Raw genomic sequence first — 18,012 nt, 5'->3', positions numbered from 1 at the left:
TGGTCGCCTTGAAGACTGCGCCATGCGCGCACTTCGATCTATATCTGTCGCGCCAACTTACTGATCTGGCTGGTGGAAACGTGGGGATACCTCAGGACCCGTCCCCATTTTTATTACGTACTCCACGTAGCAAACAGCGAAATCCCCATACCCAGCGACACCAGGCCAGTGACCAGCTGCAGCAGCCGCAGGTATGGCGTTATTTCGTTGATGGAGCGGCCAGGCCGCAACACCGCGCGCTGCAGCCCGGCGGAATAAGGCAGCGCCGACGAAACAGCAAACACCGAAACAAGCGCCAGCACCGTAAGCGGCCCCGGCAGGCCCGGCCGGCTGGCGAGGTGGAACTGGTTGTCGCCGAGGAGCAATACATTCCAAACCACGATGACCAGAAGGGCAACGCTCCAGCGGAAGGCGACACCGGAAGGCCGATCGACCGCCTTGCCTTGCGGCCTGAAACCTACGGAGCGGATGTCATCCAGCACCGCCTCCCTGTTTCCCATGCACCAGAAGACGACTTTCTCCGGATAGTCCAACCGGTTGTGGTTAATGCGAATGCCGCTGGACAGAATGGGAATGGAGCCATAGAGCTCGAACGACACCACTTCCTGATCGGTGAACGTATAGGTCCCGAGCGTTGAAAGCTTGAGTTCTTGCGCGCGGGCGGTCAGTGTTGCCAATGGCCATGACGCATTTACCCAGCCAATGCGCGACCCACCGGTGAACGACACTTCTTTCATGGCTTTGCCTGTCCTTGCTGTTGATCGGCCTGAAGCTGCCGCGCCTTGTCGTACAACTGCTGGGCCTTCGCCTGCTCGCCCTTTGCCTTGTACCCATCGGCCAAGCTATCCCACGCATTGGCGGATGCGGGAAAGAACTCGGTATTCAGCGCCAGCACCCGGATGGCCGCGTCCGCGCTGAGGAATTCCAACGCGGCATAGCCGGTGTTGTTGATGGTGCGTTCAAGCGCTTCGCCCTGGAGTGACGTGCCGGCCCGGATCTTCTTGCCGTCTTCCGGCCCAGTCGACGACGCCAACGCATAAGCCATGAGCTTTTCGGACAACACTTCCGCCGGAAACTTGTCCGGTGCCACCGTAGCCATAGCGCTGCCGACCAAGGTGCGCGACCAGACATTCTTCGCGCTGCCGTTGCTCAGATAGATAAAGACATACATGTCGCCATCGAGACTGTCCTTGTAGACGACGCGTACCCGCACCCGCGCACCGCCGTCATGTCCGGCATGCCGATAAGCGCCGCTCTCGCCGTATTCCCAACCGGTGGAGAAGTCGCCGCGGCGACCGTCCGACAAGTTCTGCGGCTGCCAGAACTGCTGCAGCGAAGCCTTGCTTACGAGCTCGCCGGAACTCACGGCTTGCAGGAACCTCGCGAGGTCGTCCAGCGTGAGGTAAAGCTCCGCATGTCCATAGCTGTAGGCCGGCCACGCAATCTCGGTTTCCCGCTGCAGCTTGCCGTTCTTGCCGAGATAACCCAGGGCGACGCCGCTGGCCGGCAGCGAGGGCCGGCCCAGCCAGGTGTGCTTCAAGCCGAGTTTCCGGATGATGCGTTCGCCCGCAATCTGCGGATAAGGCTGGCCGTAATGCGCTTCGAGCAAAGCCGACAGCACCAGATAGTTGGTCTGCGTATAGCGCGTACGGGTGCCGGGCGCGAACAGCATCGGTTTAGGGCCAAGCGATGCGAAGACGTCCTGCATGCTGGCCGGGAAAGCCGTGGGCTGCTCGTTGTCGGAAAAATAATCCGGCACGCCGGAAGTGTGATTGAGGAACTGGCGCACCGTGATTCCGCGCCAGCCATCCGGCAATCCCTGCAGGTAAACGCTGGCCGGTTTATCCAGATCCACCGCACCCTGCTCGACCAGCTGCATCACCAGCGTGCTGACGAAAAGCTTGCTCAGCGAATAAACAGGAAAGATGGTGCGCGCGGTGATTTTTTCCTTGGCCTGGAGATTGGCGTAGCCATCCACGCCGCGAAAAACTTCCTTGCCGTTATGCGTCACCAGCAACGCCTGCCCCGCCATACCGTAACGCTGCCGGTTGACCTGCAACTGCCGGGTCATGGCGTCCGACAGCGAGGCCTTGCCCGCGCAGGCCATGGCCGGCAGCAGCAACACAAGCACGAGTGCGACGATGGATAGACGACGAGTGTTCAAGGCCTTCCTTTCCCTTCGCCTAGTTCCTGAGCCAGCCCGATGAGCAAGCCTTCAGGCCCGCGGATATAGCACAGCCGATACACGCTGCCGTAGTCGACCACCTCGCCCACCAGCTGCGCGCCATGCTTGCGCAGCCGTGCGAGCGTGTCGTTAAGGTCGTCCACGGCAAACATCACGCGCAGGTAGCCCAGGGCATTCACCGGAGCGTTGCGGTGATCCGCCACAACAGCCGGCGCGAGAAAGCGGGAGAGTTCGAGCCGGCTATGGCCGTCCGGCGTGCTAATCATGGCGATCTCGACGTGCTGGTCGCCCAGCCCCGTGACACGACCAGCCCATTCGCCTTCGATGGTGGCGCGGCCTTCCAGATTGAGTCCAAGTTCGCGAAAGAAGGCGATGGTCGCATCGAGGTCTTCGACGACGATGCCTACGTTGTCCATTCGTTTGATGGCCATGTACCTTGTCTCCGAGCGGCCGTTACTTCTCGCTATCGCTTTGCGCGTTCAGGTCGATCCGATTTTTTGTCGCATCGTCTTCGAACACCGCCTGATTCAGGTGCCACTTCCCCATGGCCTCCACCGCCAGGATGTAGACCCTGCCTTTGCCCTTGGGGCCTTCCACATTGAAAGCCAGATTGGCCCTTCCATCAGCGCCCGACACCTGGATGCTGCCGGTAGGGATACCTGGCGTGATGGGCGTACCCAAGAGCTGCGACACCTCGGTACTGGCCTGCACCTCGCTGACGGCGAGCTTGTAGGCGTCGGAGCTTTTCATGATGGAGACGACGCTCCAGAAGAGGCCGCCGACCGCCAGCACGAGCACAACGAGGACAACCGGCCCCCACATGGCCCATTTGCGCTGCGTGCGTTTGAAAGCTTCAACGCTTTCCCAGCGCTTGTTCTGCCATGCCCATGCGCTGCCCTTGATGCCAAGAATGACCCACATCGGGATATTGACGATGGGCACGAACATAAGGAACGCGATGGGCGTGTTGTTTGCCGCGCCCCAGATCCAGGTGAGGAAGAAAGCGCCCCAGTTCCAGTTGTCGATTTCCGGCGGTACGACTGCTTTGCGGCCGCCGCCTGATGTGTTTTCCATGTTCTTCCCCAAAAGATTCAGTTGATGCGTAATGCCGATTCACGGCGTGAAGTTGGCCGACAGCCTGAGCTTGGCGTCGTTGCGAAGGTATGGCTTGACTCTCTTATGCACCGGAACGTTACGAAAGTGCTCCAGGAAGCAAGTAAAGACCGCGTTCTCTGCCATTCCACCAGCCGCGACAGCCCCGTTGATCAGTTCCGCTAGCGCTTTGCACTGCTTATCCGACAGCTCGACCCTGCCGAGCAATGGCATCAAAGCCATATATACGACATGGGGGTTTGAGCTAAGAGGAGACTCGCCGTCATGCCACTCAGCCCACTCGGATGCAAACTCGGGAATGATCGAGGACAGCTGGCGGACGAGGTCCGCTTGTGATGCAAAGTCAATAGCCATAGCTGGCTTCCATATCGAAGTACGCCCACGTCCTTAGTTATCCGCCTTACCTTCTTCAACCTTCTCCGAGCATCGCCACCACTCCCAAAGGAGCGCCGCCATCACAACAGCCACGAACAGAACGAAGCCACCTGTCTCCTCTCTTATCACCGGCGGCTCATTGCCCCTCTGCGTTATCACCACAAACTTGAAAGAAAGCAGCAGCACATAGTTTCGACGGTGGTAGCTTTCTCCGCCCTCGAATCGATCGCGCCCGCCCAGCACTAAAGGTGTCTGCCCTTTATATGCAGCAAGGGCTTCATTGAATGCCGGAAGCGGCGTCGAGCGGGACCAGAGCGACGCCAAGAAGATCCCGACGGCGCAGAACATCACAAGCCCGATCAGCCGCTTGATGCCGCTTGTTTTCAAGTAGACCCCCAAATCGGCCGGAAGACCCGACTAGCGCAACGGCGCCGCCACATCCGGCTTCTCAAACGCCACCGCATCCAACGCCGCCTCACTCGGCAGATCCCCGAATTCCCCCGTCCGCAGAAAGTCATACACCTTCGCCGCCAACTCCGGACGCGTGCGCAGCCACTGGAACGTCCCGCCATGCTGTGCGCGATGCAGGATCATCATGCGGGCGTTGGGGAACCAGGGGAGCATGGCGAGGGTGTTTTCCATCGGGGTCGAAGGATCCCAATCGCCCTGCACGAACAATACGGGGGTCGTGTCCCGGACCGGCCGCCGGAAACTGTCGCCGGCATCCGGCGTGGCCCACTCGCCCTTGGTCGCCAGATAACCGGCGAAATTCCAGCTGCCGATGATCGGCAGCGCGGGATCGTTGCGCAGCAGTGCCTTGCGCTCGGCGCTCATGTCCAGGCCGATATTGATCAGCGGATTGATCAGCGAGCGCGGCTCGCCCGCGCGGGCGGCCACGGCGTCCTTGGCCCAGGCGTCGTAATGCCGGTGATAGAGATTGAGTACGAAGCGCGGGAAGGTGGCGGCGTGCTGCGCGGCATCGAGCAATGCGGATTGGTAATCCTCCACGCCGAGCACCACGCGCTGCGTTTTGCCGCTGGCGTCTTTCACCGTGACGGTGACCGGCGCCTTGGCCAGGCGTTCGCGCACCTCCCACATGGCGGCAACCAGGCCGCCCGCCGGCAGCCAGGGTTTCAGCGCGGGATCCTGGTCCGCCTCCCACGCGATGCGCTGATAGACGGCGTAGACCTGCGAAGGCATGTCGTAGCCGTAATCGAGCGGCTCGGCCGAGGTAATCACCGCGCGCGCCACCAGCCCCGGATGGGCTTTCATCACGGCGAATGCCCATTGCGAACCGAAGCTCGCACCGAGCGCGCTGATTTTGTCGTAGCCGAGCGCGTGGCTGAGATCGGCCACGTCATCGGCAATCTCGTTAATGGAATAACCGGAGAGATCGGCCTGCGGATACGCGCCCTGCGCGCGCCGGGCCAGGTCGCGGGTGACGTCGATATCGTCGGCCGCCACGGTGGGCCGGTCCAGTGGCAAGGCCTTGCTGGGGATTTCCATGCGGTCGCCGCGCAGCGTATAGCCGCGCTGCTCGATCACGATCAGGTCGGCCACCTGCGCATAGGCCTGCCAGGCTTTGACACGCCGCCGCGCGGTGTCGTCGCGGTCGAGCACGATGTCCAGCATGGTGACGCCCGGGCCGCCCACCAGCAGCACGATCGGCGGCGCCTTGGTGGGGTGCGCCGCCTTGACCCGCGCAAAGCCGACGCCGATCAACCGGCTGCCGGGTTTGGCGCGGTTCTCCGGCACGTAGAGCGTGCCGATTTCGTAGGGCATGGTGGTGCCGTCGTTGGCCGTGGCGACGCCGGTCTCGATGACCGTCTCGCCGGCGTGGCGGGGCGATTCGGTGGCGGCGGGGGACGACAGGCTGAAGAGCGTTGAGGCGGCGGCGAATGCGTAAGGCGCGATGCGGAACGTCATGGACCGGATCCTTTCCTTGGCGGTGCGGCGACGGAGGCTTGGCGGACTACCGCCGGCTTCTTTACCACAGGAGGTGTGGGATGCGCCTGGGCCGGATTGCCCATAAAAAATGGCGGCAATCACTTCGGGTGATTACCGCCATCCCTTTGTCAAAAAGCGCGAAGACTCAAGCAGCCGCCAAAGGGCGAACCTCATCCCTGGCTTTCCCGCCGATTTCCGCTTCCGCCTTCCTCAGATCGTAAGCAGCCTGCAGATTCATCCAGAACTCGGGGGTGGTGGAAAACAGGCGGGCCAGGCGCATGGCCGTATCTGCGGTAATGGCGCGGCGCTCGTTGACGATCTCGTGGATACGGGTTGCCGGCACATGCAGCGCCTGCGCCAGCGCATGAGCCGACATGTTCAGTTCGGCAAGGTAATCCTCCCTGATCACCTCGCCTGGGTGAATGGCACGCATGCCATTTTTCATGACTACACCTCTAGTTGCTTAGCTGGTGATCTGCTGCGCCTGCCTACCGCTTGGCTCATCTACCGCAATTGATAGTCCTGAAGGATCTGAAGAGAAGCCTGTTCGAGTTGCTCGCGAATCCCATATATCTCCACCTGCGATCGTTCCAACTCGGCAATCTCCACGTCCAGACGGTCCAAAGACTCGCATGTCAGGTGGCGCCGAATCTCCTCCCGAAAAAGCTGCCGGCGGGCATCGCTAAGAAATGGAACCGCAACCTGCGATGGGTCAACCTCTGACGACGGATTGCCACCCATGAGACACCAGGAGCCTTGCCACCCGGAACCAAAGCTCGATTCAAACTCAAGGACACCAGGCTGCTGATCAGGTTGCAAGAGCAAGTCCTTGGACTTCGATATCCAAAGCACGATCTTGAACCGCCAGACCGGATCATCGATAGCTAGCACCGAAGCGAGCCATTCGGGAAAGCTCGCTTCGTCCAAGTACTTCAGGTGCAGGAAGAGCGCTACGGATATCGTGCCGCCACAGGAAAGAAAGGGTCCAAGCGCCGAGTCCTCCATTACGGAAATCAAACCGCGCGCAACAAGCCGGCCATCTTTCCAGTTGGATGCCGACATCGGCACCCGCCCGAGCGTCTTCAGTACATCCTCAAGGAACGGAGCGTACGGATACTCACCTCGCTCGTCCGGGTAACGCGCCATGAAAGCAGTGACGAGGCTTTCATAGACCTCCATCCACTCCCTCCCTTCGATACGCCCCAACAGCCTTGGCAGCAAATGATGCAGCCAATCCGTCCACTCCTTCAGGACCCCAAAACAGCCCGGGCCAGACGCGAGCGCGGTCAGGGCGCTCTCCATCAATCCGAGCTCCCATTGGCTGGAATCCTGGGTCATCAGCTCGGTGAAGAATCGACGCTCACCCATAAACCAGGCTTCGCCCATAGGCTGAGCCGGCATAGGAAAGTTATCTTTCAGCCGCTGAAGAGCGGCGGGATCCGGCTCCATGCCGGGTATCCACAAGTTAGGCATTTGACTCTCTGTTCTCATGGCCTCTCCTTAGCCATTACACAACTCTTAGCGTGCCAGCGTCATCGTCGGTTGCGAATGATCCGCTAGGAACTCTCCCCGCTGCGTAGATTGAACGGCGCTGATGGAGCGATATCCATCGATATGAGCCGATACACCAAGGCCAAAGGTCAATGGTATTTCCCCTTTTCTTTCTGCTCCCGACACTCGGATTAGACCGAAATGCAGTTGGCAAAGTACGCATCCATGCAGCTTTTGGGGCATCGCGGTTGCGATACGGGCACCGGACTACAGACAACCCCAGGTTGCTTTGCTAGTTTTCTTCGCGTTGCCCGCGTTGTTGCTGAAGACGCGTCGCGGGCAACCATGGCAGCAATGTCGTGAGAGCGCGGGCCAAGGGTGCGTCAACACCCCTGACCCGCTAACCATCACCAACTGTACGAGAGTCGATCATGGCTAACCCAGATCATACGGCACACGGCCGCCCGCCGATCCCCTCGGCGGCATCCTCACCACCCACTCGGGCTGTCCGACGACCACGCGGACACGGTTGAAGCACCGCGGTTTAAGAGTTTTCGCAGGAAAGATTCCGAGCCGTCCTACCCAGCGCGTCGCCTTGCGCGACGGCGAAACCTCCTGACACCGCCACACATTTCATCCATCAAGCCGCCCGGCGCCCATCCTGTGGGCTTCCGGTGACCCCTCGAGTCCGTATGGTCGCGGCACGCCGAGCTTTCAGCGGCGTGCCGTTCTCGGACTAGGGCCGCGGCATCCAGCAAGGAGTTGCTTATGGACACTGTTTTCGGCGAACCCTGGATCGTGCGCCACGCCATCTACTACACCGACCCGGAGGCGGGGCCGGATGCGCTGTTGAATGACGCCACGGAGTGGTTGCAGTACGCGTGCAGCTCGGTTCGATTGTTGGCGGAGCTTGTGCGGGAAGGCGGCGAGGTCGATGCGGACCGGCTGCCGGTGATGTTGGAGGGGATTGGGGTGTTTATCGATATGGGGATGCGGTGCGCGGTGCAGGCGCATTTGAGGATGCAGTGGGAGCAGGTGCGGGGAGAGGTGGAGTCCGAAGCCGCGGAGCCATGATTGTCTCCAATTAACTACTCCTGCCCTCCTGGCAATTTTTGCTCCCCAATGTGTGCACACGCGGTGCGCGGCGCAGGCGCATCTGCGGATGCAGTGGCAGCAGGTGCAAGCGAAGGTCTAGCTGCCGGTGAGCCCTGACTGATGTTCTTGCTCGTCATTCCGGCGCAGGCCGGAATCCAGTGGCGGTATGGTTTGATCGAAGCGATCCGTGTGCACTATTGCGGCTGAGACGTTGCGTCTTTGCGACAGCGCGATCATCGGGGCATTTCCGTCACTGGATTCCGGCCTGCGCCGGAATGACGATGGGGCGTAATGGGTGAATCCATCACTTGCAAGGAGTAAGTGGCTCCGAAGCGAGAGCTCGGCTGCAATGTGCGATGATTTCTGTCGCGATATTTTACGACCAGCATTCACCGAATGCTTCATGCGCTACCGCCTTAATCTTCATTGCAGGGGGAAAGCCGAAGGGAGAGCATGACGACTGATACTCTGCAAAGGAACGGTGTGCGTACGAATGCCACTGGCATCACGCCGCTGCTCGAGCCCCTGAAGGGCTACCGCTGCACGGGTGGTCATACCTGCATGACGGATGACACGGCCGCGTGCACCAGCAATTGTTGAACGATGAAAGGGGGCGTATACCGCCCCCTTTCTTAGATGGGTCAGAGAGGAATCTGCATGTTGGTTCGGCTGCTGTTTTTCTTTGTAGTGACCGCAAGCGTTCTCTTTTCAGTTTCGGTGCAAGCAGGCGACGACGAGCTCACCAGCTGGGAGAAGGCTTATCTGGAGCTCGAAAAGGTATCGCGCGATAACGCCGGGTCCGAGGACAGAGCCCATCTGATCTCCGCTAGCTACGCCAAGCTGTTCAAGAGCGTGGCGTCGACGGACTTGGCCAAGGTGACATCTCGGGACCTCCACGCCATGTTCATGGCAGCGGCATCCGTGGATTTCTACGAGACCACGGATGCGCATCTTTCGGATCTTCGCCGGGTCATCGCGGCGCTGGAAGACCGTCACGATGCATCCGCCGGCGAAGTCGAGAAATTCTACGCCGCCCTGTTCCAAGGCCGGAAATTCGATGAAATGGGAGCGTTCTATGCCAGGCATCAGGACGCGGGCTTGGCAAAGCCCATCGCCTATCGTGGCGCGCCGGTCGGTGACGTGCGCCACGCAGTACTAAAGGTGGACCCCATCGGCAATGAAGTATCCGGAAGCCAAGTCGACCTCGACAAAGGATCCCGCATCCTCGTGGTGGCTCATCCACTTTGCCATTTCACGCGGAACGCCACTGCCGCCATCGAATCCGATGCCACCTTGGCGAAGGCTTTTGGATCAGCGTCTATATGGGTAGCACCGGCTGACCGTGGCGTCGACCTCGCCCCTTTCCAGGACTGGAACAAAAAGCACGTCGGCACGCCGATGACTATCGCCTACGCTGCCGACGATTGGCCTGAGGTTCGCATCTGGCAGACACCCACCTTTATCTTTCTCAAGGATGGGAAGGTGACAGGAGAAGTCATTGGCTGGCCGAAGGAAGGGAATTTTGAAGCACTGCGACGTGAGATGTTGAAGCTTGGCTTGCTTCAAGCGCATTGAAGATGCATGACCCACGCCGGCGCTTCAGCGCCAGGAAGCGTATCGGCAAAGCCTAGGTGGCCGAGTCCATCCAACTACTCTCGTCCCCTTTGGCCAGTAATCATGCTGGCAAGGCTGTCAAAGTCCGCCACCAAACCCGAGATGGTTACATTGCGGCCATTGCGAAGCGAAATCTCAAGCTGAGCGCTTCGACTCCCATCGATTCGCTTTGCTTCAACGATGTCGGATATGGAGAACTCGCGTTTGAAGTAACTGCCCACGGACACGCGACCACCTTCGATCGTCACGCGATACTTCAGAAAGTAGGCACCAACGCTTGCTGCAAACAGCGCGAACAGCCAGAGGAAGCTCGCGAACTTCAGGAAGCCCATGTTTCCAGCGGCGCCGGGCAAGAAAGGCGCGCCGACGAAAAGAAGTCCGATACCGAACATCAGGTAAGCGAGCGCCGGGGGAAATTTGTAGACGAGGCGACCGTCAACCACTTGGTGACGAGTTCGAGATCCCAGCGCGGCGATTGCAGCGAGGGCAACGCCTACTACCACAGGTGTCAATGGGGCGAGGTTCATCGCTGTTGAATGTCCAAAGTGAGGGTTCGTCTCTTCAATTTAGATAAGTTGGCAACTCAGCGAGGTCAGGTGGCAGAGAACCGAACCGAGATCAGGGCGAGCCTACTTTCGGTTCAAATCGATTCGGAAAACCCCAAACGCACAACCGCACACTAAGCCATATGCCAACTCCAGCCGAGAGCGGCAGTTCCTAAAGCCACCGGACTCTGGCGTCGAATACTCCCAGTACGAAATAACCAACGCCAGCCGCCATCATGCACAGCGCGCCGATGTAGAACGTTTGAAGCGGCTCATTGAACCTCAGGGAGCTCGCATGCAACGTTGGGCGCATCCATCGCGCTTCGCTCCAAGGATTCATGGCTCGCGTAGCCAAGAGAAATACGACGGCAAACAGACAGAACCCCGATTTACCCATGGAAACGACCATGAGCCTTTATCGAAGCCTTGAGCTGAGGAGGGCGTGCAATCAGAACGACGCACGCCTTTCCAGGCCTAAACCCTTTTACGAGGAACAGCGACTCCACCTTTTCGCTTAATTCCAGCATCCACGCGAAATATGTCTGGAACGTTAATCCTTCCATTCGCCCGCTCCTCCATTATCGAGATACTAATCATCGACTGAAGAAGGGCGTTCAATGACGCATCCCCGCCATCCTCTTCTAGTCCTATAGGCATAAGCCAAGCGCCCTGTAGAATCTCACCAATGACACGAGCCTTCTTCCAGTAATTGAAAAGTTCTTTTCGCTCCATTGGAACAAATTGTCCGCTCAAGGCTTTAAGCGCGATATCAATCCATCGATAATCCTCGCGAAGCTCCTCCAGTCGAGCGGTCGATGCTGTACGCACTCCTTCAATCAACCCCAAATGATCGACTGCGCGCCCCGTAGGACTCGGAGCATGATCTGCCGCACGTTGCCACGCCGTAAGAAACGTACGCGGAGAGCATGCGCTTCGGGCATCACTCAAATGCAGCGGCACCCATGTATAGACCCTGCCACGCCGAGCGTCCGACCCCATAAAGCGGCCCGCCAAGGCGTTCACCAGAGTGATCTGTTCATCAATTGCTGCGTAACCTCGCTGATTGAGTCGGAGGGCAGCGCCGGCGTTCAATTTCTCTGCCAGCTTGGTCAATGCCCCTCCCTCTTTAGAGCGCAGCATTTCAAAAAACAAGAGTCCAAAGAGCTCATGCGACTGCCACGTCAAATCGACGTGATCATTTTTTAACTTTGAAGCATCGGAAAATCTAAATATTTCCCCATCATCATATTGATCCGGACGTATAAAGATTTTTGCGCGAAAGGACTTAAACGACTTAAGACCAAGCGCCCTCTTGAGCAAACTAGAAACAAGCCGACGCAATATCCGCCAATCTTCCGAAAGAAGATCCAATGCGTCAAAAAGTATGAGAACAATTTTGTTCTTTTCTGCAAGTATGTCGTCCACCTCGGCCAAGACGACATCGTACCTCGTAGGATCACTTGCCATTTTCATCAGCGTCTCGGTGAAATCTCGCGACTCCGGCTGACCTACAGCCTTTTTTGCAGCGCGAAATATAACCGCCCGCCAAATATCATCCTCGGTGTACCGCTGAGCAAGCAGGCTAGAGATAACCGAGATTGTTGGGGCCACATCCAAGGGCTTTGATGAGCCGTTGAACCCTATAATGACATCTGTATTTAGGAGAAGCGGCTGAGAATATATTCTTGCAGCATGATCTCTTACCTTTTTCTCTGACAGCGCATGAGTCCAAAGACTCTTCCCCATGCCGCGATTACCGACCACCAATTGGCGACTTAAATCCAAAACCGCCCTATGACTATCGGGCGTGAAAACTTGATTCACCTCAATAGTTGCATTCGGCTCCACTCGGGGAGCCGGGGACAAATTGGCCAAAGATTGGCGCAGCTGAGACCAATTAGTAGAATTCGAGGTCACAAATTAATCTCCTCATCTTGTACCGAAAGGTCGCCAAGCAGTGCATCAATACCTTGCAAAAATGGCCGAAATGTCTGTTCATAGAATGCCCTTCCAATATGATTTACATCATAGTGAGGGTCAAAATCCGCAAATCTTGACTCAAAAGGTATCACCAAAGGAACATGCGGCGCATCAGGTTCTGAGGTGCTGAAGTTTATAAGCTGCCCCATTCCAGCACCATCATCTTCATCGTAGATATTGTCTGCAAACATGTCATAGAGCTCAGCCTGATATCGCCTCGCCACCTCAGGTTCCAGGCTCGCCTTAGCGTAGACCGGCTTTAACATCAATCGCCATTCTGCAGACTTTCCTAGTGCCAACGACTTTGTGGCCAGAAGCTTTAGCCCAGCAAAGAGCGAACGATATCCTGCAATGGTCTGGTGCTGTGCTGTACCAAACAGCAATACCACGCCTCCAAGCCCCAAGACCGCAGGAGCGGATATCTCCGCAAGACCCGCACGACTGTCTATCAAAATCAGGTCATAGCTCTTGAGCAATGCGAAGCGATCAATCATTCCGCCAAATTTAGCGCCAAGAGAAACCGTATCGCCATTACTATCAACATTTTCTAATACCGCCCTAGCTAGCTTCGGCAGCACATTTTGAGGATTATTCCCAGAGGCCATACCCAGCACAGGCAAAACATCAACAACACCGCCCCCGCCTACCGTCAGAGGGCTAGTTCCAATGTAGTCAGATAATTTTTCATCGCCAATGACCCCCAGATTACTTTCAACCAAGTAATCCAAGACTCCGAATTCTGGAGTTCGATCGGCTGGCAGCAACAATTCGCCAAGCCCGGGAGCCTCTAGATCAAGATCTATTACCAATACGTTTTTGCCCCTCATTGCCATGTCGAACGCCGTCACCGCCAGAGCGGTAGAGCGCCCCACACCGCCCTTCAAACTCGCAAAAATGAGCCTTGGAGGATTAGCAATTGCGGAGTTCGGCTCAGCCAACCATCCAGCACCGACAACACGCCGATCGATGAGCCAGCAGCTATTCCCTCCCGTCTCCACAAAGAGCTTATCGGTGGAGCTCAACACGTGCCCAGCAAACGGCGAGTCCGCAAATCGTAGGAGCGCATCTTCACGCGCGTAAGCACCGAGCCGAGCGCGTATTAGAGACTCAGCCTCATCAGAATGAAAATTCTTGGGAGCATCCTCAGCGCAAACAAACGAAAGTCGCCCAGTGCCATCTCGGACAGCGACTCCATCTTTCAATGAACTCTCGCCAAGCAACTCTTTTATGGAGTCCAGCAGAACATCCAGCGATTTATCAAATTGTGGCTGTCCGTTATTCATAGCAACTCCATATCTTCAATCAGCGACTTAGCACTAACCTTCCATCTGTCGACCCAATCCATCTTCACTTCATTCGCGGCGGCATACCTCATGCGAATGTTCCAATGCTGCATCAAAGATTCGTCTCTCGCGAAAACTAGTAGTCTCCCACTCAGTCTTCCCTGCGCTTGATCACGCAGCAGGGTTTTCAAATCCGGAAAATGCACAAAGAAAGCATCTCGACTCTCTCCATCACCGGAAGTGATTGGCCGCATACCACTCTTAATCATCAATTGTTTGACCGCCACTTCTGCACTTATTCCATATAAGTAGCCAGCCACTGCAATATTGCCCGGCGCATCGCCAGGCTTTGGCGCAACATAGAGCTTTTCAGCCGCCGCGTAATGTCGTCGTGCCGAGCCAGGGAGATCCTGTCCATACGCCATAGCTGTTCCTCGTTAGCGACTTAGCTCATCTTGCACTGACGGCATGCTCACGGCGAATCGAATTACCTCATTTTCGGAGCATTGTCGCCCTAAAGGAAAAGGCGGCATTTCTGCCGCCCCGGAATGAAACTTAAGCAGCAGAAAAAAAGTCACCCACACTTGCTATACCCACAATTCAAACAAGTCTGACACCCATCCATCAACACCAACGCCTTCGTATTGCACTTGGCGCACAACGTAGCCCCCGGCGGGAACCCGTTGCTCGATTCACCCGCAGCCGCCTCAGCTTCAACGCTCGGCGCCGCCTGGCTCACCTCAGTGTTTTTTTTTGCGCCAGCCTCATAGGCCGCACGCTTCTCGGCAATCAGACGCTTGGTCGACTCGTCCATCTCCGGGTCGTGGATCAGGCCGATGGTCTTCATATGCTGCTCGATCACCGCGCCGATCTCGGCCACGATGCTGGGCATATAGATGCCGCCGGGCTTGAAGTAGCCGCCGCGGGGGTCGAATACCGCCTTCATCTCTTCCACCAGGAAGGTGACGTCGCCGCCCTTGCGGAACACGGCGGAGATGATGCGGGTGAGCGCGACGATCCACTGGAAGTGGTCCATGTTCTTCGAGTTGATGAAGATCTCGAAGGGGCGGCGCTGCTCGTGGGGCGTGCCGGCGTTGAGCACGATGTCGTTTACGGTGACGTAAAGCGCGTGCTCGAACAGCGGCGACTTGATCTTGTAGGTGGAGCCGACCAGCGTCTCGGGACGCTCCAGGCTCTCGTGCATCTGGATGACTTCCGCCTTGGGCGCCTCCTTGGGCGCGGCGGGTGCGGCTACTGCGGCGGGAGCGGCCTTGTCCTCGGGCTTGACGACGTTATAGCCCTTGATCTTCTTTTCGATCTTGATCGCCATAGGGATGCTTCTTTTTTCTGACGTTGGCGGGAGGAGCGGCGCTGCACGGCCACAGGCCGGAAACGCACCGGCCCGGCACAAAGGCCGGGCCGGCACGTATGACGGCTTACTTCTTCTTGCGGGCGACCTTCTTGGCCGGCTTGCGCGCGGTCTTGACGGCGGCCTTCTTGCTGGCAGTGGACCTCTTGACCGCCTTCTTGGCGGTCTTTTTCACGGCGGCCTTCTTGGCCGTCTTCTTCACGGCCTTCTTGGCCGTCTTCTTGCTGCTGACCTTCTTTGCAGCCTTGCGGGCCGTCTTCTTCACGGCCTTCTTGGCGGTCTTCTTGGCGCCGGCCTTCTTGGTCGCCTTCTTCGCGACCTTCTTGGCGGCGGCCTTCTTCACCGCCTTCTTGGCGGTCTTCTTGGCGCCCGCTTTCTTCACCGCCTTCTTGGCGGCTTTCTTGGCGGTCTTCTTGGCAGCGGCCTTCTTCACTGCCTTCTTGGCGGCCTTCTTGGCGGCCTTCTTGGCGGCCTTCTTGGCCGGAGCGGCCTTCTTGGCAACCTTTTTAGCAGCCTTCTTGCGCGCCTTCTTGGGGGCGGCAGGGGCTTCGGCAGCAGCCGGGGCTTCCGGCATGGCCGGCGTGGCGATCGAATCGAAATCGGTATCAATGGACATCTGGGTTTCCCCTCCGACGTGAGTTCAGTACTTGGCGTGGGCCTGCGTGTATCAAGGCTTCAAAACAGCTTTCCGGACACAGGCCGACGGTTGCATGGCAACCGCCGGCCTGTGCTCAAAACTTGCCGTAATAGCCTTCCTTCAAGGCATCAAATAGGTTTGCGGCGGTGTGCAGCTCCCCGTCGTATTCCACTTCTTCGTTGCCTTTCAGTTCGATAACGCTACCGTCTTCCAATTCGAAGCGGTAGAGGGTGCTCTCAAGATCGGCTTCCTTCACCAGCACGCCCTGGAACGCGGCGGGGTTGAAACGGAAGGTCGTGCAGCCCTTGAGGCCCTGTTTATAGGCGTAGAAGTAGATGTCCTTGAAATCTTCGTACGGATAGTCCGTGGGCACGTTCGCGGTCTTGGAGATCGAGGAATCGATCCATTTCTGCGAGGCGGCCTGGATATCCACGTGCTCTTTGGGCGTGATGTCGTCGGCGGAGACGAAGTAATCCGGCAGCTTGGACTGCGGATCGTCGCTGAACGGCATGGCGGCGGCATTGATGAGGCCGCGGTAGGCGAGCAGCTCGTAGCTGTACACCTCGACCTTTTCCTTGGTCTTGCGGCCTTCGCGGATCACGTTGCGCGAATAGTGGTGGGCGAAGCTCGGTTCGATGCCGTTGCTGGCGTTGTTGGCCAGCGACAGCGAGATGGTGCCGGTGGGCGCGATCGAGCTGTGGTGGGTGAAGCGGGCGCCGACTTCGGCGAGCTCAGCCACCAGGTTCGGCGCCACCGAGGCCACGCGCTGCATGTAGCGGCTGTACTTGGCGTGCAGCACGCGGCCGGGGATGGCGTCGCCCACCTTCCAGCCGTCGGCGGCCATTTCCGGGCGCTTGCGCAGCATGTCGCCGGTGACGGTGAACTCCTGCGCCAGGATCGGGGCCGGGCCCTTTTCCTTGGCCAGGTCCAGCGCCACTTCCCAGCCGGCCACGGCCATCTCGCGGGAGACGTCTTCAGTGAAGGCCACCGCGTCGGCATTGCCGTAGCGCATCTTCAGCATGGTGATCGTGGACCCCAAGCCCAGGAAGCCCATGCCGTGGCGGCGCTTGGACAGGATCTCGTTGCGCTGCTGCTGCAGCGGCAGGCCGTTGATCTCCACCACGTTGTCGAGCATGCGGGTGAACACCTTCACCACTTCGCGGTACTCGTCCCAGTCGAAGCGGGCCTTGGGGCCGAAGGGGTCGCGCACGAAGGTGGTGAGGTTGATCGAGCCCAGCAGGCAGGAGCCGTACGGCGGCAGGGGCTGCTCGCCGCAGGGGTTGGTGGCGCGGATGTGCTCGCACCACCAGTTGTTGTTCATCTCGTTGACCTTGTCGATCAGGATGAACCCCGGCTCGGCGTAGTCGTACGTCGAGACCATGATCATGTCCCACAGATGGCGGGCGCGGATGTGGCCGTAGATCTTGCAGGCGACCAGGCCGTCCTCGCGGGACACGTAGTTCTGGTGGGTGGGCCACTCGCGCCACACCACCTTGGCCGGGTCGGTCAGGTCGATCTCGTCCTGTTCCTTCACGTGCACCGGGAAGACCATCGGCCAGTCCTGGTCGTGCTCCACCGCCTGCATGAAGCCGTCGGTGATCAGCAGGCTCAGGTTGAACTGGCGCAGGCGGCCGTCCTCGCGCTTGGCGCGGATGAATTCCTTGACGTCCGGATGGCTCACGTCGAACGTGCCCATCTGCGCGCCGCGGCGGCCGCCGGCGGACGAGACGGTGAAGCACATCTTGTCGTAGATATCCATGAAGGACAGCGGGCCGCTGGTGTAGGCGCCGGCGCCCGACACGTAGGCGCCGCGCGGGCGCAGCGTGCTGAACTCGTAGCCGATGCCGCAGCCGGCCTTCAGGGTGAGGCCCGCTTCGTGCACCTTCTCCAGGATGTCGTCCATGGAGTCGGTGATGGTGCCCGACACGGTGCAGTTGATGGTGGAGGTGGCGGGCTTGTGCTCCAGCGCGCCGGCGTTGGAGGTGATGCGGCCGGCGGGAATCGCACCGCGGCGCAGCGCCCACAGGAAGCGCTCGAACCAGTGCTGGCGCAGCTCCGGCGTGGCTTCCACTTCGGACAGCGCGCGCGCGACGCGCTGGTAGGTTTCGTCGACGCTGCCGTCGACCGGATCGCCCGACTTGGCTTTCAGGCGGTATTTCTTGTCCCAGATATCGTAGGACGCTGGCTGCAGCGGAATCATGGCGACGCCGTCTCGATTGATTTCCGCACCCACAGCTGGTGCACGCACAGTGCTCATCGGCTTCCTGACCTCCCGGTTTGGCCTCACGGCCCCGTTGTTTTTTCTTAGTCTGGTTTGGACCGTCCGCGCGTACGTCGCTGTGTGCGAGGCCGTGCCTGGCGTCCCCCTGCCGACTCTG

General features: G+C 58.8%; 18 protein-coding genes. 2 read left to right on the top strand and 16 right to left on the bottom strand.

What is annotated here, in order from left to right; all coding sequences use genetic code 11:
• Positions 1-113: 113 nt before the first annotated feature.
• From FHW84_RS22285 to FHW84_RS22245, 9 genes are all read right to left on the bottom strand, one after another.
• Positions 114-737, bottom strand: a complete 624-nt coding sequence (locus FHW84_RS22285) for a hypothetical protein (protein ID WP_167258567.1) — start codon at positions 735-737, stop codon at positions 114-116.
• Complete coding sequence (locus FHW84_RS22280) at positions 734-2,164, bottom strand: serine hydrolase domain-containing protein (protein WP_167258565.1); 1,431 nt, start codon at positions 2,162-2,164, stop codon at positions 734-736. The genes FHW84_RS22285 and FHW84_RS22280 overlap by 4 nt, the downstream gene beginning before the upstream one ends.
• On the bottom strand, positions 2,161-2,616 hold the full coding sequence (locus tag FHW84_RS22275; RefSeq protein WP_167258563.1) for a VOC family protein: 456 nt from the start codon (positions 2,614-2,616) through the stop codon (positions 2,161-2,163). Before FHW84_RS22275 ends, FHW84_RS22280 begins: the two co-directional genes overlap by 4 nt.
• Positions 2,617-2,638: 22 nt before the next feature.
• Positions 2,639-3,259 carry a cytochrome c oxidase assembly factor Coa1 family protein gene (locus FHW84_RS22270; protein ID WP_167258561.1) on the bottom strand — a complete coding sequence of 207 codons (621 nt, stop codon included), beginning with the start codon at positions 3,257-3,259 and terminating at the stop codon, positions 2,639-2,641.
• 39 nt (positions 3,260-3,298) lie between these two features.
• Positions 3,299-3,652: a hypothetical protein gene (locus FHW84_RS22265; RefSeq protein WP_167258559.1), complete on the bottom strand. Its 354-nt coding sequence runs from the start codon at positions 3,650-3,652 to the stop codon at positions 3,299-3,301.
• Positions 3,653-3,685: 33 nt separating this feature from the next.
• Positions 3,686-4,060 carry a hypothetical protein gene (locus tag FHW84_RS22260; protein ID WP_167258557.1) on the bottom strand — a complete coding sequence of 125 codons (375 nt, stop codon included), beginning with the start codon at positions 4,058-4,060 and terminating at the stop codon, positions 3,686-3,688.
• Positions 4,061-4,090: 30 nt separating this feature from the next.
• Positions 4,091-5,599 (bottom strand): alpha/beta hydrolase, encoded by a 1,509-nt coding sequence (locus tag FHW84_RS22255; protein WP_167258555.1) that lies wholly within the window; start codon positions 5,597-5,599, stop codon positions 4,091-4,093.
• 166 nt (positions 5,600-5,765) lie between these two features.
• On the bottom strand, positions 5,766-6,065 hold the full coding sequence (locus FHW84_RS22250; RefSeq protein ID WP_167258553.1) for a HigA family addiction module antitoxin: 300 nt from the start codon (positions 6,063-6,065) through the stop codon (positions 5,766-5,768).
• Positions 6,066-6,124: 59 nt separating this feature from the next.
• On the bottom strand, positions 6,125-7,069 hold the full coding sequence (locus FHW84_RS22245; protein WP_167258551.1) for a hypothetical protein: 945 nt from the start codon (positions 7,067-7,069) through the stop codon (positions 6,125-6,127).
• Between the two features lie 810 nt (positions 7,070-7,879).
• On the opposite strand from FHW84_RS22245, the gene FHW84_RS22240 reads away from it, so the two are divergent.
• Both FHW84_RS22240 and FHW84_RS22230 read left to right on the top strand, forming a co-directional pair.
• A complete protein-coding gene (locus tag FHW84_RS22240; protein WP_167258549.1) occupies positions 7,880-8,185 on the top strand; it encodes a hypothetical protein in 306 nt (101 codons plus the stop codon).
• 678 nt (positions 8,186-8,863) lie between these two features.
• Positions 8,864-9,781 (top strand): hypothetical protein, encoded by a 918-nt coding sequence (locus tag FHW84_RS22230; RefSeq protein WP_167258545.1) that lies wholly within the window; start codon positions 8,864-8,866, stop codon positions 9,779-9,781.
• A gap of 74 nt (positions 9,782-9,855) precedes the next feature.
• On the opposite strand, the gene FHW84_RS22225 is transcribed toward FHW84_RS22230, so the two are convergent.
• From FHW84_RS22225 to FHW84_RS22195, 7 genes are all read right to left on the bottom strand, one after another.
• A complete protein-coding gene (locus tag FHW84_RS22225) occupies positions 9,856-10,347 on the bottom strand; it encodes a hypothetical protein (protein WP_167258543.1) in 492 nt (163 codons plus the stop codon).
• A gap of 492 nt (positions 10,348-10,839) precedes the next feature.
• Positions 10,840-12,189, bottom strand: coding sequence for a hypothetical protein (locus FHW84_RS22220; protein WP_167258541.1), 1,350 nt, complete (start codon positions 12,187-12,189; stop codon positions 10,840-10,842).
• Between the two features lie 89 nt (positions 12,190-12,278).
• Positions 12,279-13,628 (bottom strand): ParA family protein, encoded by a 1,350-nt coding sequence (locus FHW84_RS22215; RefSeq protein WP_167258539.1) that lies wholly within the window; start codon positions 13,626-13,628, stop codon positions 12,279-12,281.
• On the bottom strand, positions 13,625-14,053 hold the full coding sequence (locus tag FHW84_RS22210; protein WP_167258537.1) for a hypothetical protein: 429 nt from the start codon (positions 14,051-14,053) through the stop codon (positions 13,625-13,627). The genes FHW84_RS22215 and FHW84_RS22210 overlap by 4 nt, the downstream gene beginning before the upstream one ends.
• Before the next feature lie 149 nt (positions 14,054-14,202).
• Entirely contained in the window at positions 14,203-14,958 is a 756-nt protein-coding gene (locus FHW84_RS22205; protein ID WP_167258535.1) for an NrdJb, read from the bottom strand.
• 106 nt (positions 14,959-15,064) lie between these two features.
• Complete coding sequence (locus FHW84_RS22200) at positions 15,065-15,571, bottom strand: histidine biosynthesis protein HisIE (protein ID WP_167258533.1); 507 nt, start codon at positions 15,569-15,571, stop codon at positions 15,065-15,067.
• Positions 15,572-15,728: 157 nt separating this feature from the next.
• Positions 15,729-17,891 carry an adenosylcobalamin-dependent ribonucleoside-diphosphate reductase gene (locus tag FHW84_RS22195; RefSeq protein ID WP_167258531.1) on the bottom strand — a complete coding sequence of 721 codons (2,163 nt, stop codon included), beginning with the start codon at positions 17,889-17,891 and terminating at the stop codon, positions 15,729-15,731.
• Positions 17,892-18,012 lie beyond the last annotated feature (121 nt).

This window comes from Dyella sp. SG562 (assembly GCF_011759495.1).
Classification (GTDB): Bacteria; Pseudomonadota; Gammaproteobacteria; order Xanthomonadales; family Rhodanobacteraceae; genus Dyella_D; species Dyella_D marensis.
The sequence above is the reverse complement of the archived record's forward strand: the minus strand, read 5'-3'. Positions and strand labels throughout refer to the sequence as shown.

What these genes read in the sequence shown, in the direction of transcription:
- FHW84_RS22285 (WP_167258567.1), bottom strand. Translation starts at nt 737, where the DNA reads ATGAAAGAAGTGTCGTTCACCGGTGGGTCGCGCATTGGCTGGGTAAAT.
- FHW84_RS22275 (WP_167258563.1), bottom strand. Translation starts at nt 2,616, where the DNA reads ATGGCCATCAAACGAATGGACAACGTAGGCATCGTCGTCGAAGACCTC.
- FHW84_RS22270 (WP_167258561.1), bottom strand. Translation starts at nt 3,259, where the DNA reads ATGGAAAACACATCAGGCGGCGGCCGCAAAGCAGTCGTACCGCCGGAA.
- FHW84_RS22265 (WP_167258559.1), bottom strand. Translation starts at nt 3,652, where the DNA reads ATGGCTATTGACTTTGCATCACAAGCGGACCTCGTCCGCCAGCTGTCC.
- FHW84_RS22255 (WP_167258555.1), bottom strand. Translation starts at nt 5,599, where the DNA reads ATGACGTTCCGCATCGCGCCTTACGCATTCGCCGCCGCCTCAACGCTC.
- FHW84_RS22250 (WP_167258553.1), bottom strand. Translation starts at nt 6,065, where the DNA reads ATGAAAAATGGCATGCGTGCCATTCACCCAGGCGAGGTGATCAGGGAG.
- FHW84_RS22245 (WP_167258551.1), bottom strand. Translation starts at nt 7,069, where the DNA reads ATGGAGCCGGATCCCGCCGCTCTTCAGCGGCTGAAAGATAACTTTCCT.
- FHW84_RS22240 (WP_167258549.1), top strand. Translation starts at nt 7,880, where the DNA reads ATGGACACTGTTTTCGGCGAACCCTGGATCGTGCGCCACGCCATCTAC.
- FHW84_RS22230 (WP_167258545.1), top strand. Translation starts at nt 8,864, where the DNA reads ATGTTGGTTCGGCTGCTGTTTTTCTTTGTAGTGACCGCAAGCGTTCTC.
- FHW84_RS22225 (WP_167258543.1), bottom strand. Translation starts at nt 10,347, where the DNA reads ATGAACCTCGCCCCATTGACACCTGTGGTAGTAGGCGTTGCCCTCGCT.
- FHW84_RS22215 (WP_167258539.1), bottom strand. Translation starts at nt 13,628, where the DNA reads ATGAATAACGGACAGCCACAATTTGATAAATCGCTGGATGTTCTGCTG.
- FHW84_RS22210 (WP_167258537.1), bottom strand. Translation starts at nt 14,053, where the DNA reads ATGGCGTATGGACAGGATCTCCCTGGCTCGGCACGACGACATTACGCG.
- FHW84_RS22205 (WP_167258535.1), bottom strand. Translation starts at nt 14,958, where the DNA reads ATGGCGATCAAGATCGAAAAGAAGATCAAGGGCTATAACGTCGTCAAG.
- FHW84_RS22200 (WP_167258533.1), bottom strand. Translation starts at nt 15,571, where the DNA reads ATGCCGGAAGCCCCGGCTGCTGCCGAAGCCCCTGCCGCCCCCAAGAAG.
- FHW84_RS22195 (WP_167258531.1), bottom strand. Translation starts at nt 17,891, where the DNA reads ATGAGCACTGTGCGTGCACCAGCTGTGGGTGCGGAAATCAATCGAGAC.